Annotated in this window: 21 protein-coding genes; 9 read left to right on the top strand and 12 right to left on the bottom strand. The window is 71.4% G+C overall.

From position 1 onward, the window contains the following. Positions 1 to 112 precede the first annotated feature (112 nt). Positions 113 to 2,083, bottom strand: coding sequence for a putative Ig domain-containing protein (locus ABEA10_RS06050; RefSeq protein ID WP_345458504.1), 1,971 nt, complete (start codon positions 2,081 to 2,083; stop codon positions 113 to 115). A 250-nt stretch (positions 2,084 to 2,333) separates the two neighbouring features. On the opposite strand from ABEA10_RS06050, the gene ABEA10_RS06045 reads away from it, so the two are divergent. From ABEA10_RS06045 to ABEA10_RS06035, 3 genes are all read left to right on the top strand, one after another. Next, a complete protein-coding gene (locus tag ABEA10_RS06045; protein WP_345458502.1) occupies positions 2,334 to 3,131 on the top strand; it encodes a TrmB family transcriptional regulator in 798 nt (265 codons plus the stop codon). Positions 3,132 to 3,167: 36 nt separating this feature from the next. Beyond that, the gene (locus tag ABEA10_RS06040) at positions 3,168 to 3,584 is read left to right on the top strand and encodes a Fur family transcriptional regulator (RefSeq protein WP_329242659.1); all 417 of its coding nucleotides are present in this window, start codon (positions 3,168 to 3,170) and stop codon (positions 3,582 to 3,584) included. A 991-nt stretch (positions 3,585 to 4,575) separates the two neighbouring features. After that, positions 4,576 to 5,556 (top strand): ATP-binding protein, encoded by a 981-nt coding sequence (locus ABEA10_RS06035; protein ID WP_345458500.1) that lies wholly within the window; start codon positions 4,576 to 4,578, stop codon positions 5,554 to 5,556. Between the two features lie 1,072 nt (positions 5,557 to 6,628). On the opposite strand, the gene ABEA10_RS06030 is transcribed toward ABEA10_RS06035, so the two are convergent. Further along, positions 6,629 to 7,015, bottom strand: a complete 387-nt coding sequence (locus ABEA10_RS06030; protein ID WP_329242654.1) for an SCO5389 family protein — start codon at positions 7,013 to 7,015, stop codon at positions 6,629 to 6,631. A 91-nt stretch (positions 7,016 to 7,106) separates the two neighbouring features. Beyond that, on the bottom strand, positions 7,107 to 7,580 hold the full coding sequence (locus ABEA10_RS06025; protein ID WP_345458497.1) for a hypothetical protein: 474 nt from the start codon (positions 7,578 to 7,580) through the stop codon (positions 7,107 to 7,109). Between the two features lie 422 nt (positions 7,581 to 8,002). On the opposite strand from ABEA10_RS06025, the gene ABEA10_RS06020 reads away from it, so the two are divergent. Both ABEA10_RS06020 and ABEA10_RS06015 read left to right on the top strand, forming a co-directional pair. Continuing rightward, positions 8,003 to 8,767: a L,D-transpeptidase gene (locus ABEA10_RS06020; protein ID WP_345458495.1), complete on the top strand. Its 765-nt coding sequence runs from the start codon at positions 8,003 to 8,005 to the stop codon at positions 8,765 to 8,767. 78 nt (positions 8,768 to 8,845) lie between these two features. After that, the gene (locus tag ABEA10_RS06015) at positions 8,846 to 9,505 is read left to right on the top strand and encodes a choice-of-anchor P family protein (protein WP_345458493.1); all 660 of its coding nucleotides are present in this window, start codon (positions 8,846 to 8,848) and stop codon (positions 9,503 to 9,505) included. Between the two features lie 167 nt (positions 9,506 to 9,672). Here ABEA10_RS06015 and ABEA10_RS06010 read toward each other — a convergent pair whose 3' ends face one another. Both ABEA10_RS06010 and ABEA10_RS06005 read right to left on the bottom strand, forming a co-directional pair. Beyond that, entirely contained in the window at positions 9,673 to 10,731 is a 1,059-nt protein-coding gene (locus ABEA10_RS06010; protein ID WP_345458491.1) for a D-alanyl-D-alanine carboxypeptidase family protein, read from the bottom strand. Between the two features lie 98 nt (positions 10,732 to 10,829). Next, positions 10,830 to 11,255, bottom strand: coding sequence for a hypothetical protein (locus ABEA10_RS06005; protein ID WP_345458489.1), 426 nt, complete (start codon positions 11,253 to 11,255; stop codon positions 10,830 to 10,832). Between the two features lie 171 nt (positions 11,256 to 11,426). Between ABEA10_RS06005 and ABEA10_RS06000 the strand changes: the two genes are divergently transcribed. Both ABEA10_RS06000 and ABEA10_RS05995 read left to right on the top strand, forming a co-directional pair. Next, positions 11,427 to 13,061, top strand: coding sequence for an NAD(P)/FAD-dependent oxidoreductase (locus tag ABEA10_RS06000; protein ID WP_345458487.1), 1,635 nt, complete (start codon positions 11,427 to 11,429; stop codon positions 13,059 to 13,061). Next, on the top strand, positions 13,058 to 14,479 hold the full coding sequence (locus ABEA10_RS05995; RefSeq protein ID WP_345458485.1) for an ATP-binding protein: 1,422 nt from the start codon (positions 13,058 to 13,060) through the stop codon (positions 14,477 to 14,479). Before ABEA10_RS06000 ends, ABEA10_RS05995 begins: the two co-directional genes overlap by 4 nt. Before the next feature lie 164 nt (positions 14,480 to 14,643). On the opposite strand, the gene ABEA10_RS05990 is transcribed toward ABEA10_RS05995, so the two are convergent. Beyond that, positions 14,644 to 15,453, bottom strand: coding sequence for an SDR family oxidoreductase (locus ABEA10_RS05990; RefSeq protein WP_345458483.1), 810 nt, complete (start codon positions 15,451 to 15,453; stop codon positions 14,644 to 14,646). Between the two features lie 365 nt (positions 15,454 to 15,818). Between ABEA10_RS05990 and ABEA10_RS05985 the strand changes: the two genes are divergently transcribed. Then, positions 15,819 to 17,951, top strand: coding sequence for a hypothetical protein (locus ABEA10_RS05985; RefSeq protein WP_345458481.1), 2,133 nt, complete (start codon positions 15,819 to 15,821; stop codon positions 17,949 to 17,951). Here the strand turns inward: ABEA10_RS05985 and ABEA10_RS05980 are convergent. Together ABEA10_RS05980 and ABEA10_RS05975 are read right to left on the bottom strand one after the other, a co-directional pair. Next, positions 17,925 to 18,509 carry an RcpC/CpaB family pilus assembly protein gene (locus tag ABEA10_RS05980; RefSeq protein WP_345458479.1) on the bottom strand — a complete coding sequence of 195 codons (585 nt, stop codon included), beginning with the start codon at positions 18,507 to 18,509 and terminating at the stop codon, positions 17,925 to 17,927. The genes ABEA10_RS05985 and ABEA10_RS05980 overlap by 27 nt on opposite strands. A gap of 525 nt (positions 18,510 to 19,034) precedes the next feature. Beyond that, a complete protein-coding gene (locus ABEA10_RS05975; protein ID WP_345458477.1) occupies positions 19,035 to 19,853 on the bottom strand; it encodes an S-methyl-5'-thioadenosine phosphorylase in 819 nt (272 codons plus the stop codon). Between the two features lie 131 nt (positions 19,854 to 19,984). Here ABEA10_RS05975 and ABEA10_RS05970 point away from each other — a divergent pair, with 131 nt between their 5' ends. After that, positions 19,985 to 22,045, top strand: coding sequence for an MMPL family transporter (locus ABEA10_RS05970; protein ID WP_345458475.1), 2,061 nt, complete (start codon positions 19,985 to 19,987; stop codon positions 22,043 to 22,045). A 41-nt stretch (positions 22,046 to 22,086) separates the two neighbouring features. Here ABEA10_RS05970 and ABEA10_RS05965 read toward each other — a convergent pair whose 3' ends face one another. The 4 genes from ABEA10_RS05965 to ABEA10_RS05950 all read right to left on the bottom strand — a co-directional run bounded on the left by ABEA10_RS05965 (position 22,087) and on the right by ABEA10_RS05950 (position 25,805). Beyond that, positions 22,087 to 22,428 (bottom strand): FmdB family zinc ribbon protein, encoded by a 342-nt coding sequence (locus tag ABEA10_RS05965; protein ID WP_345458473.1) that lies wholly within the window; start codon positions 22,426 to 22,428, stop codon positions 22,087 to 22,089. A gap of 97 nt (positions 22,429 to 22,525) precedes the next feature. Further along, positions 22,526 to 24,007: a potassium/proton antiporter gene (locus ABEA10_RS05960; RefSeq protein WP_345458471.1), complete on the bottom strand. Its 1,482-nt coding sequence runs from the start codon at positions 24,005 to 24,007 to the stop codon at positions 22,526 to 22,528. A gap of 105 nt (positions 24,008 to 24,112) precedes the next feature. Further along, positions 24,113 to 25,123 carry an NAD(P)-dependent oxidoreductase gene (locus ABEA10_RS05955; protein WP_345458469.1) on the bottom strand — a complete coding sequence of 337 codons (1,011 nt, stop codon included), beginning with the start codon at positions 25,121 to 25,123 and terminating at the stop codon, positions 24,113 to 24,115. Between the two features lie 94 nt (positions 25,124 to 25,217). Then, complete coding sequence (locus tag ABEA10_RS05950; RefSeq protein WP_345458467.1) at positions 25,218 to 25,805, bottom strand: 5-formyltetrahydrofolate cyclo-ligase; 588 nt, start codon at positions 25,803 to 25,805, stop codon at positions 25,218 to 25,220. Positions 25,806 to 25,847: the final 42 nt, after the last annotated feature.

Genomic DNA, 25,847 nt, shown 5'->3' with positions numbered 1-25,847 from the left:
AGCCTTCCCTTCCCTCGGCGATTCCAACGCCGGGAGACCTCCTTCGTGCATCCGCCGGTGGATGTGAGAGGGCCCCGGGCGGCGACGCGCCCGGGGCCCCGCTGGATCACGGTCAGGACGCGTTCACCGCGACGTCGTCGAGGACGAAGCTGGTCTGCAGGGACGAGTCCTCGGTGCCGCTGAACGACAACGTGACCGTCTGGCCGGCGTAGGAGGACACGTCGAAGGTCCTGGCCGTGTAGCCGGAGGCGGCGTTGGCGTTGCTGTAGGTGGCGAGGGTCGTGCCGCCGATCTTGACGGTGAACTTGTCGTAGGCGGTCGATCCGTATTCGTTGGTGTCGATGTGGAGGTAGAAGGTGAGGGAGGCGTGGCATCCGGAGGGGATGCTGATCGACTGGGTGGCGGTGTCGGTGTGGGTGGTGCCGTAGCCGTCGAACCAGGCGAAGTGCGTGCCGGAGTGGGCGCTCTCACCGCTGCCGTTGACCGAGACGACCCCGGACGTGGTCGTCCACGGCGACGTGCCGGACTCGAACCCGCCGTTGGTGACCTTGTTGCCGGTCGAGGAACAGCCGCCGCCGACCGGGTTCACCGTCCACGAGAAGCTCGCCGAACCCGACGCGCCCGTGGTGTCCTGGGCGGTGACGGTCACCGTCGAGGTGCTCGCCGTGGTGGGCGTCCCCGAGATGACACCGGTGGAGGCGTTGATCGACAGGCCGGCGGGCAGGCCCGATGCGCTGTAGGTCAGCGTCTGGCCCGACGCGGAGTCGCTCGCCTGGATCTGCAGGCTGACCGCCGTGCCGACGGTGCTCGTCTGGCTGCCCGGGTTGGTGACCGTGACGGTGTTCCCGCCGCTGGAGCCGCCACCGAACGCCGTGACGCCGTTCGGCGTGCCCAGCCCGGTCGGCCCGTCGTACCCGGCCGCCGCCCTGCACAGGTAGCTCGGGCTGCACGAGCCGTTGCTGCCGGAGGTGACGTCGTTCAGCGCGCCCGTGTGGGAGTACGGGAAGGAGGACGGGTACGAGCCCGCGGCCGGCGCTCCGGCCAGCGCGTACACGCCCGCGATGATCGGCGCCGACGCGCTCGTACCGCCGACGACCACCCAGCCGCCGACGCCGTACGTGTCGTACACCGCGAGGCCGGTGTTCGGGTCGGCGACCGCCGAGACGTCCGCGACGGTCCGCTTGGAGCAGCCGGTGTCGGTCTGCCACGTCGGCTTGGTGTCGTACGCGGAGCAGCCGGAGCCGGCACCACTCCAGGCGGTCTCGCTCCAGCCACGCGTGTTGGACGCACGCGACAGGCTGGTGCCGCCGACCGCGGTGACGTAGCGGGACGCGGCCGGGTACTCCACGCCGTACCCGTCATCGCCCGACGACACGGTGATCGCCACGCCCGGGTGGTTGAAGTAGGCCGAGTCGGCGCTGGGGTCGCTGGAGTCCTCGCTGCCTCCGTAGCTGTTGGAGACGAACTTGGCGCCGAGGCTGACCGCGGTGTTGACCGCGGTGCCGAGGTCGTCCATGGACGGCTGGTCCGCCTCCACGAGCAGGATCTTGCAGCTCGGGCAGACGGCCGAGACCATGTCGAGGTCGAGCGAGATCTCCTCGGCCCACCCCGAGTCGGCGCTCGGCAGGCTGGAGCCGCCGTTCTCGTTGACCTTCTTGAAGCAACCGTTGGCGGTGGTGCAGGCCGGCAGGCCGTACTGGCTGCGGTAGGTGGCCAGGTCCGACTCGGCGCTGGGATCGTCGTACGCGTCGATGATCGCTACGGTCTGGCCCGAGCCGCCCGACGGCAGGGCGTAGGCGCTCTTCAGGTCGGCGGCGCCCAGGCCCGAGGGCGCGACCTGCGGCTGAAGACCCTTGCGCGGCTGCACGTCGGTACGGACGAGCGAGAGGCAGGCCATCTCGTTCTTGTGCGTGGGCGCCGCGCAGGCGCGCCGGACCGGTGCGGCGGTCGCCTGGGCGGCCGTCTTGGCGGTGGCGGCGGTCTTGGTCTGGGCGGGGGTGGTGGCGTGGGCCGGGGCGGTGGTGACCAGGGAGGCGGTGGCGAGCGCGACCGAGGCGAGAACGGTGAGGCCGGCACGTCTCATGCGACGCTTCGTCCGTCGAGCAAGTGCTGGGGGTGACATCCTGCTCCCTTTCTGGCGGGGGGCCGGGCGCGAGGGTGCGGGGTTCCGAATCGGTCGGAAGAGGCGTCCGGGCCAGTGACACCACGGGCAGTGGTGCCTGCGGCGGACGATAGGCATATGCCATATAGCGGTCAATATGCCTTTACTCTCTCTTGACCACTCCGTCCGCATCCGGACTTCAGGCGCTGTTTCGCCCGATAACGTGGGAGAGATGGGTGATCTGGATGGATGGCGACGAGAGCTCACCGAACTGGGCCTGACCGGGTACGAGGCGCGGGTGTACCTCGCGCTGGTCAACCGCTCGCGCTACACGGCGGCGCAGGTCGCCCGGGAGTCGGGCGTGCCCCGCCAGCGGATCTACGACGTGCTGTCCGGGCTGACCGAGCGCGGTCTCGTACGGGCGCTGCCGGGCCAGGTCACGCGCTACACCGCCGTCGATCCCGCGTCCGCGATCGAGCGGCTCCTGGCCGCGCACCGCGCGCAGTTCAGCCAGCTCGAACAGGCCACGGCCCGCCTGGTCGAGGCGCTCGTCCCCGCCTGGTCGCACGGCCGGGACGAGACCGACCCGCTGGACTACGTCGAGGTGCTCCGCGACCGCGAGATGCTCGCCGAACGGCTCGAGGAGATCCAGGCCGAGGCGAAGAAGGAGATCCTCGCCATGGCCAAGCTGCCGTACCTGACCGGTGACAGCACCTCCGGCCTGGCCACCATCCGGCGGCTGACCAGGGCCGGCGGGACCGTCCGCTGCATCTACGAGGGCGACGCGCTGGTGCACTCGGAGATGCTGGCCGACATCCGGCGCTACGCGGCGGCGGGGGAGCACGCCCGGATCGCCTCTTCCGTCCCGATGCGGATGTGGATCGTGGACGGCACGCGGGTGGTCATGTCGCTGCGCGACCCGGTCGCCGATTCCTCCTCCACGACCAACGTCCTGATCGAACACCCGGCGCTCGCCCAGTGCCTGACCTACGCCTTCGAGGCGATCTGGGAGGGAGCGTCGCCCGTGTGACCGCCTGGCGGTCGCGGGCGCTGCTACGGTGCGAGGGTGAGCGCGTCGCAGCCGGTCCGGGGCACCCGGGTCCGCGGAACACGGCAGGCGGAGGCACTGGCCACCGCCCTTGAGGACCTCGCCGGGTTCCGCAGCGCCCAGGACATCCACGCCGAGCTCCGCCGCCGCGGCGAACGCATCGGCCTGACGACGGTGTACCGCCATCTGATGGTGCTGAGCGAGGACGGCGCGGTCGACACCATCCGCGACGAGGACGGCGAGACGCTCTACCGCCGCTGCGAGACCAGTGAACACCACCACCACGTGACCTGCAGATCCTGCGGGCGGAGCGTGGAGGTCGAAGGCCGCGCGGTCGAACGCTGGGCCGACCGGGTGGCGGCGGAGGCGGGCTTCGTGGACGTCGACCACACTGTGGAGATCTTCGGCCTCTGCCCTGCCTGCGCCGCGAAGTGAGGCTCCGGCACATCCGTCGCCGAGCCCTGAGTCACCGCGACCATTGAGCCCGGTCTTCACGGCCGGCCGCCTGCCAACCGTCCGACCGCCGGCCGATCGCCCGACCGCCGGCCAACCAGCTAGCCGCCGGCCGATCACCCGCCAACCGGCTAGCGACAGCTAGCCGCTGGCCAACCGCCCAACCGCCCAACCGCCCAACCGGCCGCCGGCCGACGACCCGGCCGCTGGCCGACAAATTGGTTCGTCGGTCGCCAGCCGTCTGCCGACCGATCGTCGGCTCGCCAATCGGCTGACCGCTGATCACTGGTCACCGGCCGCTGGTCGACCAACTGGCCGTCGGTCGCCAGCCGCCCGCCGACCGATCGCCCGCACGCCAATCGGCTGGCCACTGGCCACTGGCCACTGGCCACTGGCCACTGGCCGAGCGGCCAACCGGCCGAACACCGGCCAACCGACCGACTACTGGCCACCGAGCGACGGCCGATCAGCCGATCGCCCGCCAAACGGCCGACTACCAACCGCCCTTTACCAACGCCGCCACCGTTATCAATCACCGGTTACCGACCGCCCACTGCCCGGCCGTCCGCCAGCTGGGCCGGTGGGCCGCCGTACATAAGGCGCTCGTTCGGTGGGCGCCCGCGCCCGTGTCCGAGCCTGTGTCCGCGTCTGCGTCCGTGGCCGTGTTCGTGGCCACCTGCGACCGGTGGAAGCCATAGGCATCGCGTACCTGATCGCTCGGTGGCTTGCCACGGCAGTGAGGGCGGTGTGCCTGCGTACGCCTTCGGGACGCCGTAATGCATGAAAACGGTTTTCACTATCGGTAGAGTTCTCTCGACAGTTATCCACAGCAGGCGGTCACCGCTGGTCCCGTCTGCCGCATCACTGTCACCCTAAGTAGCAGCACGTTCGACGCTCCGTCAGCGAAGGCGCTGTGCGGAGCGCGGTGTTGGTGCCGATGGCCTGTCGGCGCCCATCCGTCCTGGGAGGGACCGTGAAGATCGCTTTTGTCGGTAAGGGCGGCAGCGGGAAGACGACGTTGTCCTCGCTGTTCGTGCGGCATCTGGTGGCCACGGGTGCGCCGGTGGTCGCGATCGATGCCGACATCAACCAGCATCTCGGGGTCGCGCTGGGCATATCGGAGGAGGCGGCGGCCGCGATCCCGGCGATGGGGGAGCACCTGTCGGAGATCAAGACGTACCTGCGGGGGACCAACCCGCGCATCGCCTCCACGGCGTCCATGGTGAAGACCACTCCGCCCGGCACCGGCTCCCGCCTGCTACGGCTGGGCGGCGACGACCCCATCCACGCCAAGCTGTCCACGGAGGTCGCCGGAGCCAGGCTCATGGTCACCGGGCCGTTCACCGACGATGATCTGGGCGTCGCGTGTTACCACTCCAAGACCGGAGCCGTCGAGCTGTACCTCAACCACCTCGTCGACGGCCCGGGCGAATACGTGGTGGTCGACTGCACGGCCGGCGCCGAGTCCTTCGCCTCGGGCATGTTCACCCGCTTCGACCTGACGTTCCTCGTAGCCGAGCCGACGAGGAAGGGCGTCGCCGTCTACCGCCAGTGGGTCGACTACGCCGCGGACTACGACGTCACCCTGCGCGTCATCGGCAACAAGGTCCACGATGCCGACGACGTGGCCTTCCTCCGCGACAGCGTCGGCGACGCACTGCTGTGCTGCGTGGGCCAGTCCGCCGCCGTACGGGCGATGGAGCAGGGCCGCCCCCTCGACATCGCCGACCTGTCCGCAGACGACCGCTCGGCACTGGCCACTCTGCAAACCGCCGTCGACGGCCAGACGAAGGACTGGGACAAGTTCACCCGCCAGGCCATCGAGTTCCACGTGAAGAACGCCCGAGCCTGGGCCAACGCCGCAACCGGCCAGGACCTGGAAGCCCAGATCGACCCCGGCTTCGTCCTGAGCCCGTCGCACATCCCCACCCCGGCGGCAGCGGCCCACCTCTGACAGACGCCCACCCGACCCCCGCCAACCAGCACAAGTACGCCGACAAGGCGGGCGTTGGCGGCGACCTCGCGCCAGGCCGACGGCGCGGCGCCGCCCCCGTCTCTGATGAGCGGTCACACGGCCCTCCGTCGGCGGCCACACGTGTGCCGGCGGGTGGGTGTCGGCGGTCGTCTCGTGTACCGGGTCGATGGCGCGGCGGTAGCTCCATCCCTCATGGATAGCCAGGCGGCGTCCAGTCGCTTGGCATAGGGCGTGCCGTTGGGGCGGGTGTTGGCGGTGGTCTTGTGCTGCCGGGCTGGTGCGGCGGTGGTTCCGTCTTTGGTGGGTGGCCGTACGGCGCTCTGTTGGTGGGTGCATGTGTGCTGGCGGGGTGGGTCTTGGCGGTGATCTTGTGTGCCGGGTTGGCGGTGCGGCGGTGGCTCCGTCTCTGGTGGGTGGTCGCGCGGCGCTCGGTCGGTGGGCGTACGTGTGCTGCGGGGGCGGCGTCGGCGGTGATCTTGTGCCGGGTTGGTGGTGCGGCGGTGGCCCCGTCTCCAATGGGTGGCCAGGCGGCATCCCGTCGGTTCGCTTACGCGTGCTGGCGGGGTCGGTATTGGCAGTGATCTCGCGCCGGGTTGATGGTGCGGCGGTGGTTCCGTCTCTGGCGGGCGGTCACGCGGTGCTGCCGCCGGTGGGCGCAGGTGTGCTGGCGGGGTGGGTGTCGGCGGTGATCTTGCGCCGGGGATGGTGTACCCACCCCGACGGCGCGCCTACGCCAACCGATGCGACCCCACCTGACTACCCGTCGAAGGTGCATCACCACCACCGCCGTTGGTGGTGCTGTCGTGTGCCGGGTTGGCGGGGTGGTGGTGGCTTCGCTCTGGTGGGTGGTCGCGCGGCGCTCCGTCGGCCGGTGCGAGACGCGCCGACGGCGTGGGGCTCGGTGGCGGTCTTCTCTGACGGATGGGCGGTGTTTAGGGGGTTCGATTGGTTGGGGCAGGCATGGTTGGTCGGGGCACGCATGGCTTGCCCGCGCATGGCGGTGCCCGGACGCCTTGGAGGCGGTCCGGGCACCCGGGAGAGAGGGGATTCCTCAGCAGTCGACGAGTTCTGGTTTCTGGTTGAGGATCTGCTCGCGTGCGGTGACGAAGTCGTCGTAGGCCTGCCGGGCGCTCGGCCGGAAGGCCGCGACGCGGTGGCAGTTCTGGAAAGCGAGGCGTACGTCGAAGTGCCGCTCGATCGCCGAGCGCATGGCGTCGCTGGCCATCATCCGTAGGAGCTGTCCGCGGGCGGTCTCGTCGGGGGGTGGGGTCTGGTTGTCGGTGAAGTCGGCCTCACCGACCCGGAGTTCGTCGATCAGGCCGGTGACGACCTTCCAGGCGTACGGCAGGGAGTCTCGGACACAGTCGAGGAACGCGGCGTCATCCACCTCACCACGCTGGGCCTGCTGAACGAGTTGCGGGGACACGGTCAACGACATGGATTCTCCTGTCGGGTCGGCCACGCTTTTCGGGAACGGTTTTCATCTTCCATAGGCATCCCAGAGAAATCAACCGTCTGGCCCTGTCCGATCACGGACGGTCGACCCGGCCGCGCGTACTCGAGGCACCGATACGCGAAGTCCGCCCAGGTCGAGGGCACGGGGCCGTGCCTGATCCACGGCAAGATCCCAGCGGACGCCGCCCGTTCGCGGCCGTCACCTTGGTGGCGGTGAGTGCGGCGGTCGCGGTGATGGTCCGTGGCGGGTCGAATGCCGGCACACCGGTCAGCTGGGGCTCGACCATCGGCGGCGGCCCGTTTGGGGCTGTCACCTTGGTGGCGGCGAGTGCGGCGGTCGCGGCGATGGTCCGGAGCGGGTCGAATGCCGCCACAGCGGTCAGCTGGGGCTCGACCATCGGCGGCGGCCCGTTTGGGGCTGTCACCTTGGTGGCGGCGAGTGCGGCGGTCGCGGCGATGACCCGCAGCCGGTCGAACCCCGCCACACCGGTCAGCCGGGGCTCGACCATCGGCAGCTTCGACAGGTCGAGCGTGGCGGTGAGGTTCACCCCGAAGACCTAAGACGCTGATCTCCATCACGCCCCCTGCCCGACGGGGTCCGCGCCTAACGAGGTGCGCATGCCGACCACGCCTTCCCGCTCGTGGGCGCCTCGTATCGCACGGGCCGCCAAAGGCTGGGACAGAGGTAATCCCTGCCGGCTTTTTCAACGCCGAACGCACGACATTTACCCGCAAGTCAGACGTACCCCTACACGGGTCGTGACCCCTTATGTCACTCCGCCTGCGGGTCATCGTTACATGTGGTAGTTATGTGACTCTCCTGCGAGATTAAGGGCTCGCAAGATCCCTCATCCCTCAAGTTCCCATTCTCGTGATCTTTGGAGTTTTCGTGCGCATTAGCTCCACGCGGGCTCGCCTCGGGCGATCGGTTTCGGTGTGTTCGCCGGTCGGGGGCTCGCGCAGTCTGGTGGTGGGCGCGCTCGCCGCGGCTGCCATCGCGACGCTCGTGACGGGTTGTGGAGGCAAGGACAAGAGCCACTCCGCGCCCTCGGCCGCCGGGAGTTCGGCGGCGGCCGGAAAGCTGCCGGAGGCGACCACTTTCACGACCCTCAAGAACATCCCCAAGGACACCGGGGCCCTCGCGTCGGCCGATGGCACCGTGGTCCACCCCACCGAAGCACTGCCCGTATCCGCGACGCCCGGGGGCCCGCCGGTCGCGATACTGCCGGCCAAAGAGCTGGGCGGTCCGACCTGGGTGCCCGTCGTCGAGACCAAGCCCGGCTGGGAGCGCGTGCTGCTGCCGAGCCGGCCCAACGGCGCGGCCGGCTGGATCGCCTCCGGCAACGGCAAGGTGGAGACGGCGCACAGCCCGTACGACGTGAAGGTCGACACCTCCGCGCGCCGGCTCACTCTGCTCAAGTCCGGCAAGTCGCTCGGCACCTGGACCGTCGCCGTGGGTGCGCCCAAGACGCCGACGCCCGCCGGGCGTACGTTCATCCTCGCCTCGCTCGCCCCGGCGAAGCCCACCTACAGCCCGCTGATCCTGCCGGTCGGCGCGCACTCCGACTCGCTCGACACCTTCGGCGGAGGGCCGGGCACCGTGGCGTTCCACGGCTGGCCGCAAAGGTCGGTGTTCGGGCAGGCCGTCACGCACGGCTGCGTACGGGTGCCGGCGGACGCGCTGCGGCAACTGTCCAAGGTTCCGCTCGGCACGCCCGTGCAGATCTCCAACTGACGCGAAACCGGTCACATGTTCTCGACTCGCCCTTCCGGCCTTCCCGGGAGGTCATCACCCCCATTAGGAGAGACAAAAATGCGTAAGCACCTGAAGTACGGCGCGATCGCGGGCGCCGTCGCGGCTCCCGTGGCCGCTGCCGTCGCCATCATGCCGGCGGCCTCCGCGACCGGCGGCGGCAGACCGTCCTCGGCCTTCGGCATCTACGCCGCCGGCCTGGTGAACATCCCGCGGACGCCCGTGGTGTCCTCCGCGTCCCGCCCCAGCACCCGCAGCGTCGCCTCCGTGCCCGGCAACCCGCTGGTCCACCTGTCCGTCATCCGTACGCGTGCCGTCCCCGGCCACGCGGAGGCCAGCGTGGTCGACCTCAAGGTGGCCAAGGCCGCCATCAGCCCCAAGGCCGTCCTGTCCGCCAAGCTCATCTCGGCCCGGTGCGACGACGGTGCCGGTTCCTCCCGCCTCGTGGACGTACGCCTGGCGGGGCGCGCCATCCAGGCCGGCATGTCCCCGAACAGCCGCCTCACCGTCCCGGTCGAGGGCTTGGGCGGCGTCCAGGTCACGGTCAACAAGCAGGTCCACAACCCCGACGGCAGCCTCACGGTCACCGCGCTCGAACTCGCGGTGCAGGCACTCGGCAAGAGCCAGACGATCGCCATCTCGTCCGCGACCTGCGCCGGCTCGTCCGGCGAGGCTCCCCGGCCGACCCCGGTGCCCAGCGACCTCCCGGTCACCGGCTGACCCGACGCCTGGCGGCCCGTGACGTACGGAGCCGCCACCACACGTCCGAGGGCCCCGTGCCGCCGCCTGCTCGGGGCCCTCGGGCCTGTCGCGAAACGCCTCGTGAGACCTCGCCGGCCCACCGTGCGGCGCCCTCGGACGTACCGCGCGGAAAGGCGTGCCCGGGGTCAGTCGCTGCCGGGCTGGGTGTTCTCCTTCGTGTACTCCCAGTGCCACGGCTCGAACGGGCTGCTGTAGGCCCACGACGGGTGGAACCACTCGTACTTCCTGGAGTTCGCCCGGAGCCAGTTGAACTGCGCCGACCCCTGGCTCTGCACGCCGCCGCAGAGGTCCACGGCCGTGCCGTACCCGTGGTTGCTGTGCCCCGGCACCGCGGCCATGCCCGGCCGATCGGCGTAGATCCGCTGCTGTTCGGCGAGAGGGCGGTAGGAGTCCGTCAGGCACATCTGCACACCGAACCGGCGCTTGTAGGCGGCGTTCAGGTTGTAGAAGGCCAGCGCCGCGTCGGCGCGTAGCGACCGGCCCGGCTGCGGCAGCTTGCACAGGTAACGCGCCGGGATCAGCCCGTTCGGGAACTTGCGCGCCTCGGAGACCAGGCTCTTGTCGCACGTCAGCCGCAGCCGTGTGTTCGGGTCCAGCTTCTTGAGGGCCGCGGTCAGCTGCGCCGTCAACGCGGCGGCGCGCGACTTCAGGCCACTGACCTCCTGCTGCAGCCGGGCCTGCTCGATCGCGTTGCGCGACTGCAGGTCCTGGGCCGTGGCGGCGAGCTGCTCATGCTGCTTGCGCAGCTGGTTCGCCTTGTCGATGAGTGTCTTCTGGTCGTTGGACAACATCGTCAGGTCGGAGGCCGCCGCGAGGTCCTGGTCGGGATCCTTGCCGCCGATCAGTGCCGGTATCCCGAGCGCCGCCGGATCCTTGTACGTGCTCGCGGCCAGGCGTGCCAGGGGCTCGCGGATCTGGTCGAGCTGCTCGTCGGCGACGCCGAGGTCGGCCAGGGTCTTCTTCAGCTTCTCCTCGGAGGACTTCAGCTGCTTGCTGCGGTTCTCCCACGTCTTGGTCGCCTTGGCCAGTTCCGCACTGGCCTGATCGGCCTGCTTGCGGAGAGCTTCGACGCTGTTCGGCGAGGGTGTCTGGGAGGCGGAGGACCGGTCCGAGGCACCGGCCACCCACAACGACGTGAACACCGAGATCGCCGCGATCAGCGCCACCGGACGAGGGCTTCGCACGGGGATCCTTCCGGGGGCTGGCGACTGACTGACGCTGCTCGACCGTACTACAGGTGCCCCTGTGATCAGACGCCTCGGTGTGACGGCCGGGTCATGGGTCATCCGTTCGGTTTGCGCCGGCACACCTCCCAGATCCACGGCCATTTCCTCAGGCTCGTCGGGCAGGCCGTGGCCGGATTCGAGCGGGAGGGCGTGTGGGTGGCCGGGGTACGGGAGGGCACCGAGGTCACCAGAGGCCGCGCGGGCACGGGGGTCGGCCCCGACCGGCGGGGCGGGACGTACGCGCCCCAGGTCGGTACCGGCGGCGCCGCCTCCGCGGGGCTCCGGCCGGGCCGGGCGCGCGCGGCGGGCTCGTGCGACCCGCCGCCGAGGGTCAGCCCCGCGACCAGCAGGCCGGCCGCCGCGATCGTGCCCGCCAGCAGCGTCACGCCGTAGCGGAACGGCAGAACCTCGAACCGGGCCCAGAGACGGCGCGCCATGACGGTCGGAACCAGAGCCGATGCCCACCTGTGTCGCCGATCCACGCGAGCAGGGTAGCGAGGAACGCCCCGTTGTGCCTCCGCTCCGGTGGGTTACCAGGTCAGCGCCGGGGCCGGCCGACCGACCCGGGCGAGTGCCACACCTCGGGCTGCTCTCGTCCAGGCGCCGCTCGCCTGGGATACTCGCTGTTTATGGGGATACCGATCTTGTTGACCGTGGATGACGATCCGTCGGTGTCCCGGGCGGTGGCCCGTGACCTGAGACGCCGGTACGGACGGGACTTCCGGGTGGTACGCGCCGACTCGGGGCAGGACGCGCTCGAAGCGCTGCGTGAGATCAAGCTGCGCGGCGACACCGTCGCGGCGATGCTCGCCGACTACCGCATGCCGCAGATGGACGGCATCGCGTTCCTCGAACAGGCGATGGACCTGTTCCCGCACGCGCGGCGCGCGCTGCTCACCGCGTACGCCGACACCGACGCCGCCATCCAGGCGATCAACGTCGTGGACGTCGACCACTACCTGCTCAAGCCCTGGGACCCGCCGGAGGAGAAGCTCTATCCGGTCGTGGACGCGCTGGTGGAGACCTGGCGCGCGGTCGGCGACCGGCCCGTGGAGGAGACCAAGGTCATCGGGCATCGCTGGTCGGCCCCGACGTACGAGGTGCGTGACTTCCTGGCGCGCAACTCCGTGCCGTACCGCTGGTACTCGGTGGACGAGCCGGAGGGATGCCGGCTGCTCGAGGCCGCCGGCGCCGGGCCCGAGGACATCCCGATACTGATCACTCCGGACGGCAAGGTGCTGCGCTCGCCGACCGGAGCGGAGATCGCCTCCGTGGTCGGCCTGTCCACCGAGCCGGCCGCCGAGTTCTACGACCTGATCGTCATCGGCGGCGGGCCCGCGGGCCTGGGCGCGGCGGTGTACGGCGCCTCGGAGGGCCTGCGGACCGTCCTCGTCGAGCGGCAGGCGACCGGGGGACAGGCCGGGCAGAGCTCCCGGATCGAGAACTACCTCGGCTTCCCCGACGGCGTGTCCGGCAGCCAGCTCACCGAGCGGGCCCGGCGGCAGGCGCGCAAGTTCGGCGCCGAGATCCTCACCGCCCGCGACGTGGTGGGCCTGGAGGCGCGCGGCTCGGCCCGGGTGATCACGTTCAGCGACGGCAGCGAGATCGCGGCCCACGCCGTGGTGCTGGCCAGCGGCGTTGCGTACCGGTCCCTGGAGGCGTCCGGCTGCGGCGACCTCACCGGCCGCGGCGTGTACTACGGATCGGCGTCCACCGAGGCGCAGGCGTGCGGCGGCGAGGACGTCTACATCGTCGGCGGGGCGAACTCCGCCGGCCAGGCCGCCGTGTTCTTCTCCCGCCACGCCCGGTCCGTCACCCTGGTCGTACGGGGAGCGTCGCTGGAACAGTCGATGTCCCACTACCTGATCGAGCAGCTCCGGGCCATCGAGAACGTGCACGTACGCGTCGGCACGAGCGTCGTCGAGGCCCACGGTGACGATCACCTGGAGGCCATCACGCTCTGCGAGCGGGAGAGCGGCAAGACCGAGACCGTGCCGTGCGGGCACCTGTTCGTCTTCATCGGCGCGGCCCCGTACACCGACTGGCTCGGCGAGTCGATCCTGCGCGACGAACACGGCTTCGTCCGTACCGGGCCGGACCTGCTCGCCGAGGGGCGGCGTCCGGCGGGCTGGAGCCTCGACCGCGATCCGTTGTACCTGGAGTCGTCGGTGCCGGGCGTGTTCGTCGCCGGGGACGTACGCTCGCAGTCGGTCAAACGCGTCGCCTCGGCGGTCGGCGAAGGCGCGATGGCGGTCACTCTCGTGCACCGGTACCTGGAGGAGCGATGAGCACGCTTTCCCCTGACGAACTCCGCACGCTCTTCCTCTTCGAGAAGCTCACGGACGACCAGCTCGCCTGGGTGAGCGCGAACGGCGAGGTCGAGGAGTACGCGGAGGGCACCAAGGTCCTGACCGAGGGCGACCCCGCGACCTGCTTCTACGTGCTGCTGTCCGGCACGCTGCGGATGACGCGGGTGGTGCACGGCGACGAGCTGGAGATGCTCCGCAGCGAGCAGCGCGGGTCGTACTGCGGCGCCACGCAGTTCCTCATGGGGCAGCGCGGCGAGCAGCGGTACTCCGCCTCGGTGTACGCGCTGACCGACACGGCGTTCTTCTCCCTGCCGGCCGCGGAGTTCGGGGAGAAGTTCGGCGAGTGGTTCCCGATGGCGGCGCACCTGCTGGAGGGCATGTTCCTCGGGCGGCGCAACACCGACGCGGTCGTGGGCCAGCGCGAACGCCTGCTCGCGCTCGGCGCGCTGTCCGCCGGCCTGACCCACGAGCTGAACAACCCCGCCGCGGCGGCCGTCCGCGCGACGTCCTCGCTGCGCGAACGCGTCGCCGGGATGCGGCAGAAACTCGCGATGCTCGCCCGTAAGGACATCGACCCGCACCTCCTCGAACAGCTCATCGACGTGCAGGAGACGCTGGTCAAGCAGGTCGCCGACGCGCCCAAGCTGACCGCGATGCAGACCAGCGACCGGGAGGACGAGCTGTCCGACTGGTTCGAGGACCACGACATCGCCGACGGCTGGGACCTGGCCGCGGTCTTCGTCCCGGCCGGGATCACGGTGGAGCGCCTGGACGAGGTCCACGCGGCGGTGGGCGAGGAGTTCCTGAACGCCGCGCTGCGCTGGCTCGGGTACGCCGTGGAGACCGAGTCGCTGATGGGCGAGATCGAGGACGCCACGACGCGGATCTCCACGCTGCTGGCGGCGGCCAAGCAGTACTCCCAGATGGACCGCGCGCCATACCAGTGGATCGACGTGCACGACGGCCTCGACTCGACGCTGATCATGCTGTCGGGCAAGCTCGGCCACGTCGAGGTGGTCAAGGACTACGACCGGTCCCTGCCGCAGATCCCCGCGTACGCCGGCGAGCTCAACCAGGTCTGGACCAACCTCGTGGACAACGCGGTCGCCGCGATGAACGGCGACGGCCGCCTGACCGTCCGCACCGCACGGGAGAACGACCACCTGCTCGTCGAGATCGGCGACAACGGCCCCGGCGTGCCGTCGGAGCTCACCCAGCGGATCTTCGAACCGTTCTTCACGACCAAGCCGGTGGGCGAGGGCACCGGGCTGGGCCTGGACATCTCGTGGCGGATCGTGGTCAAGAAACACCGCGGCGACCTGCGAGTACGGTCCGAACCGGGCGACACCCGCTTCCAGGTCCTGCTCCCCTTCACCGAGTCCACCGACGACACGTGATCGCCGGGCGGTCGCCGTGTCGGCGAGGCCCTCGGCTCGTGTGAGGGTGCCCCTCACCTGGGCCGGGCGTGTTGAGGGTGCCCCTCACCTGGGCCTAGCGTGTTGAGGGGACCCTTCACCTGGGCCGGGCGTGTTGAGGGGGACCCTCACAACCGCGAGTCTCTTCAGCGGCGGAAGCCGCCTTCGCTGTTGATGATCTGGCCGGTGATCCAGGCGGCGTCGTCGGTGGCGAGCCAGGCGATGAGGCGGGCGGGGTCGTCCGGCGTTCCCCAGCGGCCGGCCGGGAAGCGCCGGCGTACCTCCTCGTGGGCGGCGGGCGGAGCGTAGCCGGTGTCCACCGGACCGGGGTTGACCGCGTTGAGGCTGATCCCCTGGTCGGCGAGGTGGTCGGCCAGCGTCGGAGTGATGGCGGCGAGGGCGCCCTTGGCGCTGGCGTACGCGACCTCGTCGCGCATCGGACCGAGGTTCTGCCCGGAGGTCATGAGGATGACCCGGCCGCCGGCCCGCCCGTCGTGCCGGGCGGCGAACGCCTGGGTGAGCAGGATGGTGGAACGGGTGTTCACGGCCCAGTGCGCGTCGAGCATGGCGGCCTCCAGCGTGCCGAGCGGACCGTCGCCACCGCTGCGCGCGTGGTTGCAGACGAGGATGTCGAGGTGCCCGAACGCCGCCACGGCCGCGTCGACGAGACGCTCGGGAGCGCCGGGCTCGCCGAGGTCCAGGCCGAGATGGTGAAGAGAGGCGTCTTCGGCGAGGACCTCGCGGACCCCGTCGACCACCGCCTCGATGCCGCCGGGGTCGGCTCCCCAGGGCTGCTCGGCGTCGTGCGGAACATGATGGTGGAGGAAGACCCCGGCCCCGAGCCCGGCCAGCCGCCGCGCGACCGCGAACCCGATCCCGGCTCGGCGGCTGACCCCGGTGACGAGCGCGACCCTGCCGCGCAACGCTTGTGATGAGGCGAACTCGGCAGCACGCATGCCCGCCAGCCTGAACGCACGAGGACGGCAGCGGCAACCCGTTTTCAACCCGCCCCGACCGCCTCCGGGACCACCGGCGAAGGCGCCTGACCACCGACCGCGACTCGTCCCGGCGAGATCGAGTCACACCGTGATCGGGCCGGCCTGGGCATCGGCCGGTGGGTCACGGATCCGGGAACGCCCGGGCGCGTCGTGGGTGATGACCGTCACCGCGTCGGGCGGTCGTGCGGCGTCCGCGTCGGGCGGTCGTGCGGCGTCCGCGTCGGTTGGTCCGCTGTGAGAGGCTCGCGGGCATGCGGCTGAGTTGTTCCGGCGCGCGGTGGCCGACCGCAGGGGCGGGATCTCGGCTGGGGCGCACTCTGTCGATGCTCGTCTCCCTGGCGGTCGTGGTCCCCCTGCTCGGGTGTGCGCTGGGGTTCGGGACGGCGCACGCCGGCGCGAGGGAGGACCCGGACGGGCCGGTGGTGGTCGTGGGCGTGCCCGGCCTGCGGTGGGACGATCTCGACCCGCGGGACGCCCCGAATCTGTGGCGCCTGGCCGGACGCGCGGGACTGGCGAACCTGTCCACATACACGGTGTCGGGGGTCACCTGCCCGGTGGACGGCTGGCTGACGGTCTCCGCGGGTCAACGAGCATCGTTGTACGGCGGCGAGCGGGCGGTGTGCGATCTGCCCGCGCCGCCGTCCCCGAGCGGGTCCGGGGCGATCGTGCCCGGCTTCGCCCAGATCCGTGCTCGGAACCTGCACGGAAAGTACGCCGCACGGGTCGGTTCGCTGGGCACGGCGATCCACCGGTCAGGCGGGCTGACGATGGCGGCCGGGCCGGGGGCGGCGTTCGCCGCAGCCGACGACCAGGGACGAGTCGACTTCTACTCCCCGGCGCCGGAGGCCGTTCCCCCTGCCAGGTGGGCTTCGGTCAGGCTGGCCGTGGTGGACGTCGATGACGTCCAGCGCGCCTATCCCCGGGCCGGATCGGCGACCATCAGCCGAACGCGGCGGGCAGCCGCCGTGCGGCAGGCCGACCGCCGTATCGGCGGTGTGCTCACCGCGCTTCCGGCCTCGGCGAAAGTCGTGGTCGCGGGCGTGTCCGACACCACCCGGCGGAACTCACTGCACGTCCTCATGACGGCCCCGGGCCTTCGCCCGCGGTATCTGACCTCTGCTTCGACCCGGCGACAGGGTCTGGTGACCTTGACCGATCTGACCGCCGGCGCGTTGTCGGCCGCCGGCGTCCCGGCTCCGGCCGCCGTCGTCGGCAGGGCCTGGCATCCGGAGGGCGAGCCGGTCACGGTGGCCGCGGCGGCGGACTCGTTCGGCGACGCCAACCGCGCCGCCGAGATCAGCCAGCACACCATGACACCGTTCTGGATCGCGTTCATGGCCGGGCAACTGCTCCTGTACGCGGCAGGTGCGCTGGCGCTACGGCGTAACTGGCAAGGCGGACGACGGCGCCGCATCCTGGCGGCGACCCGGACGGTCGCGTTGTGCGGGGCGGCCGGGCCGCTGGCGACCTACCTGGTGAACCTGCTGCCGTGGTCACGTTCCCCTCATCCGGTCACCACGATGTTCGCCTGCGTCGCCGGCTTCGACATCCTCCTCGTCACAGCGGCGCTGGCAGGCCGGTGGCGGCGCGACGTCATCGCACCCGGCACGATCATCGCCGCCCTGACCATGGTCACGTTCGCCACCGACGTGATGACCGGCGCACGGTTGCAGTGGGACAGCGTGACCGGATACAACCCGATCATCGCGGGGCGCTTCTACGGATTCGCGAACATCGCCTTCGCCGCCTACGCCACCGCTGTTCTGCTCACCGCCGCCGGCCTCGCCCACCTGCTGGTCACCCGCGGTCATCGCCGTGGAGCCGTGATCGTCGTCCTGGTACTCGGTGCCGCGGCCGAGGTGGTCACCGCATGGCCGGACTGGGGCGCCAAGTTCGGCGGAACCATCGCCTTCGTCCCGGGCATCGTTCTGACCGCCTTGATCGTCGCCGGCCGCCGGATCTCACCCGCGCACGTCGTGGGATGCCTGGCCGCCGGTGTGGTCGTCATCGCGACCTCGGCTTTCATCGACTACTCGCGCCCTCCCGCAGATCGCACCCACCTTGGCGAGTTCGCCGGTCAGGTGCTGAACGGGCAGGCCGCCACGGTCATGACCCGCAAGGCCGGAGCGATGCTGCGAAGCGTCGGCCACTCCCCGGAACTGACCGTCTTGACCGTGGCCGCATTGTTGTTCTTGTGGCTGGCGCTCATCCGCCCGACTCGGTGGCGCGCCGGGGCCCTCGAGCTGGCCTACGGACGAGCACCCGCGCTCCGTGCGGGCCTGGGCGGTGCTTTCGCGACGTCGATGATCGGATTCCTGGTGGAGGACTCAGGGATCAGCGTCCCGGGGATCGCTCTCGCCATCGCAGTGCCCCTCGCACTGGCCGCCGCCACGCGCACGCTCGCCATCCACCGCCGAGCAGCCGGGGCGTCACTGGCTGAGGATGGTGACGGATAGGCGGGAGTCGACGGAGGCTCTGGCCAGGGCGGCGGCTTGGGGGCGGTCGGTGCGGACGACGATCAGGGCGCCCTCGTCCGAGGTCGGGGCCGGTTTGGGGACGGCCAGGATCGGGACGGACGACGCCACGGTGCGGGCCGGGGTGGGGCTGTCGGGGCGGGCGGCCAGCACGTCCACGCGGTCGCCCGGGTGGAGCAGGCGGGCTACGGCGGCGTCGGCCAGGCGGATCGGGGTGGCGACGGCGTCCGGGTCGTCTGCGGTCAGGAGGCCGCCTGCCCGCAGGCGGGCGTCGGTCAGGGGCTCGCCTCGGCGGACCGGGCCGGACAGGGTCCGGCCCGTCGCCACGCGCACCAGGCCGGACGGGACCGCGGCTCGCGGTAACGACCTCGCGGTCACATCGCGGGTGGCCAGCGTGGTGCCCGCGGGCAGGTCGCGGGCGGCCACCCACACGCGGACGCCGTCGCCGTGCGGCCGGGCGGCGGCCAGGCCCAGGGCGGCCGCGGCCGCGGCGAACACCGCGGCCAGCAACCGGCGATGCCGGCTCAGCGCCGCCCTCATCTGATCTCCTTAGAGAAAGCGCCGTTCTCCCGGGTGGTGACCGTTTGCCCGCCGGGTCGGCGGTGTAGGGGTGGGGAGCCGGTGTAGGACCTCAACGGAATCCTCCGGGTGGGGGGCGGCGAGGTAGCGGGGAAGGTCCGTTCTCCAGGGCGGTAACCCGTTTGCCCGTGTTGGTGTATGGAGCCGGTGCAGGGCCTCAACGGAGCCCTCCTGGTGGGGAGTCGGCGACGTGGTGGGGAAGCTTCGTGGTCCCGGGTCGGTGGCCCGTTGGCCGCCGGGTCGGCGGTGGTGTCGGCGTCGGGAGCCGGTGCAGGGCCTCAACGGAGTCCTCCGGGTGGGGAGTCGGCGACGTGGTGGGGAAGCTTCGTGGTCCCGGGTCGGTGGCCCGTTGGCCGCCGGGTCGGCGGTGGTGTCGGCGTCGGGAGCCGGTGCAGGACCTCAGCGGAATCCTCCGGGTGGGCGGTCGGCGACAAGGCGGGGAGCCCCACAGGCGAGCCGGAGGACTCCGTCAGGGCCGGAGGGGCGTCATGGCAGGTCGAACGGAAGCTTGAGCCCGTCGAGGGCCTGTGGGCACAGACATTCGCGCTCGGTCGGCAGGCCGGTGACGATGTCGGTGACCAGGCCGCGTAGGCGGTCGACGTTTTCGGCGAACACCCGCAGCACCTCCTCGTGGGTCACGCCCGTGCCCACCTCGATGCCGGCGTCCAGGTCGGTCACCAGGCACGCCGGGATGTAGCACAGCGCCAGCTCACGGGCGAGCACGGCCTCCGGGTGCCCGGTCATGCCGACCAGCGTCCAGCCCTGCCCCGCAAACCACTGGGACTCGGCCCGGGTCGAGAAGCGCGGCCCCTCGACGACCACGAGCGTGCCGCCGTCGACCGGCTGCCAGCCCGCCGCGGTCGCCGCCTCGACGGCCGTGCGGCGGCCGGCCGGGCAGTAGGGGTCGGCGAACGACACGTGGATCGCGCCGCCCTCCTCGTAGTAGGTCTGTGCGCGCCCATGGGTGCGGTCGATCAGCTGGTCGGGGACGCAGAGCGTGCCCGGCCCGTACGCCGTGGTGAGGGACCCGACGGCGCTCGGTGCCACCACCTGCCGCACGCCCAGGGACCGCAGCGCCCAGAGGTTGGCGCGGTAGGGGATCTTGTGGGGCGGGAAACGGTGGTCGCGGCCGTGCCGGGGCAGGAAGGCGACCCGCCGTCCCGCGCCTCGATCACCGCCCGGCAACGTGCCGATGGCGATGGGGTCGCTGGGCGGGCCGTAGGGCGTGGTGACCTCGACCTCCTCGATGTCGTCGAGGAAGGAGTAGAAACCCGAGCCGCCGATCACACCGATCTCTGCATGCATGAGCGGGACATTAGCGGCCCGCCGAACCACCGCGCGAGGCCCCTGCGCGCCTGTGGACAACGGAAAACGCGATATGTCTTGACCGCTCCAACAAACGCGTAATATCTTCTCGCAAAACGAGAGGAAGATACATGAACAGGAGACTCGTACGGCTCCCGGCGAGCCGCCGTACGAAGTGGCTGGTCCTGGTCGGGTGGCTGGTCCTGCTCATGGCCGGCGGCACGCTCGGCGGCCGGCTCCAGGGTGTGACCCAGAACAACGCCGACGCCTACCTGCCCGGCAGCGCCGAGGCCACCCAGGTCATCAAGCTCCAGGACAAGGTGCACAAGGAAGACGGGATGCTCGCCGTCGTCTCGTACGAGCGCCGCAGCGGCATCACCCCGGCCGACCAGGCGAACGCCCGGCAGGCCGCCGCGCAGCTCGCCCGCATCGGTCCCGTCACCGGACCGCTCACGGCCAAGGACGGCCGGGCGATGCAGCTCCTCGTGCCGATAACCGGCGACGGGGACGGAGTGCTGAAGGCCGTCGACACCATCCGCCACACCGTGGAACGCGCCCCGCCCGGGCTGGACGTCCGCGTCACCGGCCCCGCCGGCGGGCTGTCCGACGCGGTCAAGGTGTTCGGCAGCATCGACGGCACCCTGCTCCTGGTCACGCTCGCGGTGGTCGTGCTGATGCTGCTGCTGACCTACCGCAGTCCGTTCCTGTGGGTCGTCCCGCTGATCGCCGCCGGCTCGGCGTACACGCTGTCGCAGGGCGTGGTGTACCTGCTCGCCCGGGCCGGCCTCACCGTCAGCGGGCAGAGCACCGGCATCCTCGCCGTCCTCGTCTTCGGAGCCGGCACCGACTACGCGCTACTGATCATCGCTCGGTATCGCGAGGAGCTCCACCGCCACGAGGACAAGCACGAGGCCATGCAACTCGCCCTGCGCCGTGCCGGACCGGCCGTCCTGGCCAGCGGCGCCACCGTCACGATCGGCCTGCTCTGCCTGCTCGCCGCCGAGCTCAACTCCACCAGCGGCCTCGGCCCGGTCGGCGCCGCCGGCATCGTCTGCGCGCTGGCCGCCATGACCACCCTGCTGCCCGCCCTGCTGGTGGCCCTGCCACGCGGCGTCTTCTGGCCCGTCGTGCCCCGGTTCGACCGCGAGTACGACGAAGGCGAGCATGGAGTCTGGGCCGCCGTGGCCCGGTTCGTCGGCAACCGGCAACGCGTCATCTGGATCGGCACGGCGGTCCTGCTCGGCGTCCTGACGCTCGGCCTGACGTCGCTGAAGGTCGGGCCGGTCTCCAGCGCCGGCCAGTTCGTCGGCACCCCCGACTCGGTCGTCGGCGAACAGGTGATCGCCCGGCACTTCGCCGCCGGTACCGGCAACCCCGCCGTGGTGATCGCGCCGACCTCGCCGGGACTGCACGACGCGATCGCGGGCACCCCGGGCGTCGCCCAGATCGGCGAGCCCGTCACCGGGAGCGGTTACACGCAGTACGAGGCGACGCTCGCCGATCCGCCGGACAGCCCGGCCGCGCGCGACACCGTCGACCGGCTCCGGGCCGCCGTACACCCGCTCGGCGGCCGGGTCGGCGGCACCACCGCGATCAACGTGGACACGCAGCGCGCCGCCGTCCGCGACGGCAAGGTGATCATCCCGCTGGTCCTCGGCGTGGTCTTCGTGATCCTCGTCCTGCTGCTGCGGGCGGTCGTGGCGCCGCTGCTCCTCATGGGCACCGTGGTGCTGTCCTTCGCCGCGTCACTCGGCGTCTGCGGACCGGTGTTCACCCATGTGTTCGGCTTCGAGGGCGTCGACTCCGGGTTCCCACTGGAGATCTTCATCTTCCTGGTCGCCCTGGGGGTGGACTACAACATCTTCCTGCTCACCCGGGTACGCGAGGAGGCGCGGCGGCTGGGGACCCGGCGGGGCGTCCTGCGCGGCCTGACCGTCACCGGCGGTGTGATCACCTCGGCCGGCGTGGTGCTGGCCGCCACCTTCGCGGCACTTGCCACCCTGCCCCTGACCGGGCTGGTGGAGATGGCCTTCGCGGTGGCTTTCGGGGTCTTGCTCGACACCCTGCTCGTACGGTCTCTGCTGGTGCCGGCGCTGGCCTGCGATGTCGGCGCGGGCCTTTGGTGGCCGGGCCGGCTACGGACCGCCCCGCGGCCGGAGAGCGAGCCGCGGGCGCGCACGTCGGTCGGCTGAGCGGCCGGGCAGAGCGGGCCCGGCGGCCTCGCCGGGCCCGGTCAGGCCACCTTCTCCGAAGATCCGCTGGACTTCGAGGATGAGGAGGAAGACGACGAGTCGGACGACTTGGACTCCGACTTCGTCTCGGTCTTCGTCTCGCTCTTGGCCTTCGTGTCGTCCTTCTTGGTGGTCTCCTTGGACGTGCTGCTCGTCCCACCGGAGCCCGAGCGGCTGTCGGTGCGGTAGAAACCCGATCCACGGAACACGATGGCGGCGGGCGAGAAGATCTTCCGAAGCCGCCCGCCGCACGCGGGGCACTCGGTCAGCGCGTCATCGGTGAACTTCTGCACGACCTCCAGCGGCTCACCGCATTCCGTGCAAGCGTACTGATACGTCGGCACGAGATCCTCCTTGCTGCACAGGCCACGTGGGGCAACCTGGCACTCTCACCTGATGACTGCTAAGTGTACGGGGCGCCGGATCATTCCCGACCAGGGCTCACACATCCCCTCGCTCGCCGTACCAACCGGCCAGCTTGCCGCGCCGGCTGATCGCGCGCAAGCGCCGTTCGGCCGGGCCGCGGGCGTCGCTCGTCGTGACGACCAGCAGCTCATCGCCCGCCTGCAGGCGAGTGCTGGGCTCGGGCACGAAGCTCTTGCCGTCCCGTACGACCAAGGTGATCGCCGCGCCGGTCGGCATCCGCAGCTCGAAGATCTCCACCGCGTCGAGGCGTGACTCCGGCGGGATGCGGACGGTCAGCAGGTCCGCGTGCAGTTCCTCGAGAGGCGCGGCCTCGACGTCGATCTCGCGGCTCGCCTCGGAGACGGCGATGCCGAGCGCGCGGGCGAGCCAGGGCAGCATCGGCCCCTGGAGCAGCGTGAACACCACCACGATGATGAACACCTGGGCGAACAGCTCGTCCGCCCCGCTCACGCCGGCCGTCATCGCCACCGTGGCGAGGACGATCGGCACCGCCCCGCGCAGCCCCGCCCACGACAGGAAGGCCTTCTCCCGCCAGGAGAGCCCGAGGAACGGCGTCGACAGCAGCACCGACAGCGGCCGCGCCACCAGCACCAGCGCGAACCCGCACACCAGCGCCGGCCAGATCTGTGCCGGCAGCTCGGACGGCGACGCCAGCAGCCCGAGCATGATGAACAGCCCGATCTGGGCGAGCCACGCCAGCCCCTCGGCGAATCCACGGGTCGCCGGGCGGTGCGGCAGCGGGCTGTTGGCCAGCACGAGCGCCGCGACGTACACCGCGAGGAACCCGCTGCCGTGGATCAGGGAGGTCTCGCCGTACGCGCCGATCACCAGGGACAGCACCGCGAGCGGGTACAGGCCCGAGGCCGGCAGCGCCAGGCGCCGCAGCGCGAACGCGCCGATCCATCCCACGACCAGCCCGATCACACCGCCGATGATCAGCTCGGCCACCAGCTCACCGGCCAACCTGAGAGTGCTGGGGACGTGCGGGGCGGTCAGCGCGAGGACCAGGATGATCACCGGCGCGTCGTTGAAGCCGGACTCGGCCTCCAGAACGCCGGACAGCCGTGAGGGCAGCGGCAGCCTCCGCAGCACCGAGAACACGGCCGCGGCGTCGGTCGGCGCCAGCACCGCGCCCAGCAGCACGGCGTTGCGCCACTCGGCGCCGATCAGCCAGTGCGCGGCGGCGGCGACCACCGCGATGCTGACCGCCGTACCGGCGATGGCCAGCGAGAGAGCCGCCGGCACGCCCTCACGTACGTCCGCCCATCGGGTGGTCAGACCACCCTCGGCGAGGATCAGGATGAGCGCGGCCAGACCCAGCGTCTCGGCGAGCGCCGGATCGTCGAAGCGGATGCCGAACCCGGCCTCCCCGAGCAGCAGCCCGAGCGCGAGGTAGAGGAGCAGGCTGGGCAGTCCGGTGCGATGCGCCACGCGTACGGCGACGATGGCCGTGATGAGCACGAGGGAGCCGAGCAGCAGCCACAGATCGAGTTTCACCGCGCCCCCTCACTGTGGCTTCTGCCGGGTTCAAAACCGCGCCTGCCGGGCCCCTCACCGTGCCCCTGCCTCGGTGGCACCGTCACGAAACGGCAGGCCGGGCCGCTAGCGGCGGCGGATCACCGCGTCCACGCCGTTGACCACGTCCGACACCGGCCGCCCCTCGACCGCGGCCCGCACGTTGTCCATGACCATGGTGATGATGTTGCTCTGGGCCCGCCGGGTCCCGCCTGCGGCGTGTGGTGACAGCAGGACGTCGTCGTGGCCGCGCAGCGGATGGTCGGCGGGCAGCGGCTCCTGGTCGTACACGTCGAGCGCGGCGCCCGCGAGCCTCCCGTCGTTCAGTGCCGCGAGCACGGCGTCATCCGGCGCGATCCCGCCGCGGGCGACGTTGATCAGCAGCGCGCCGTCCGGCAGCAGCGCGAGGCGTTCGGGGCCGAGAAGCCCGCGCGTCTCGGCGGTCAGCGGCAGGCAGACGACGACGACGTCGGAGGTGGCGAGCAGTTCGTCGAGCTCCTTGTACACCCCCTCCGGGCGGCGCCGCCGCGACCAGTACGCCACCGGGCAGCCGATCGCGGAGAACAGCCGCGCGGCCTCGGTGCCGATCGCGCCCATCCCCAGAATCCCGACGCGTCGGCCGCCCAGCTCGTCCGCGCCGTGCGCGGCGGCCTCCAGCTGCGGCCATCCGCCCGAGCGCATCCGCCGGTCCGACCAGGTGAGGCGGCGGGAGAGGTCGAGTGCGGCCGCGAGGGCCCATTCCGCCACCGACCGGGTGTTCGCCCCGGCCGTGTTCGCCACCGGCACGTCCGCGGCGGTCAGCGCGTCGAGGTCGCAGGAGTCGACCCCGACCGACGGCATCTGCACGAACGCCAGGTGCGGCGCCGAGGCCACCGCCTCCGCGTCCATGGCCAGCAGACCGGTGTAGTCGCCGACGACCAGCTCCGCCTCGGAGAGTGCCGCGCGCAGCCCCTCCCGGTCGCGGGTGGCCGGAACGCTCACCTCCGCGCCCAGCGGCTCGAAGAGGCCCCGGTTCATCTCCTCGCCGAGCGGCATCAGGGCGAGCAATCGCCACGGCGTGCCGTTCACGAGACCGCTCCGGTCGTCCGGCGCACTCACCATCTCCTCACGAATCGGGGTGTTCAGCCCGATTCTTCTGTACCGGAGGAATCTCCGCTACGCCGGGGGAGTGTGATCAGCGCCTCTTTTGTGATCAAGTGAAACGCGTGATGCCCCGCGAGGGCGTCACGACGGCGCGCACCGCGCGGTCGTGCGGCTCGGCGGGCACCGAGCCGAGGAGCTCGGAGTCGTACACCGCCGCGACCGTCAGGATGCCGGGGTCGACACGCGCCAGCACCCGGTCGTACGAGCCGCCGCCGCGTCCGAGGCGGGTGCCGGTCGAGGACGACACCGCCAGCGCCGGCACGATGATCAGGTCCGCCCCGCGGACGGCCGTGACGCCGCGCGGCGGCTCCACCGGCTCGAGCAGCCCGTACGGGCCGGGCCGCAGGGAGTCGGGCCCCTCGTAGGAGGCCCAGTCGAGGTCGCCGCCGGGCAGCAGCCTGGGCACCAGCACGTACGTCCCGCGCTTCCACAGCGCGAACAGCAGGCCGTGAGTGCCCGGCTCGTCCCCGATCGAGACGTACGCCGCCACGGTGCCGGCCATCTCGGCCTCCGGGAGCGTGAGGAACGTGTCGCGCAGGACCCGGGCGGCCGTGGCACGCGTCTCCTCGCTCAGCCCGGCGCGCGCGGCCAGCAGCCCGGCCCGCAGGGTCGTCTTGTCCTCGGCGATGTCACGCACGAGACCATTCTCCCGCCCTCCGCGACCGGAACTCGCGGACCC

Source organism: Actinoallomurus oryzae (assembly GCF_039541955.1).
Classification (GTDB): domain Bacteria; phylum Actinomycetota; class Actinomycetes; order Streptosporangiales; family Streptosporangiaceae; genus Actinoallomurus; species Actinoallomurus oryzae.
Note: the sequence above shows the minus strand (reverse complement) of the source record. Positions and strands in the feature narration are given on the sequence as shown.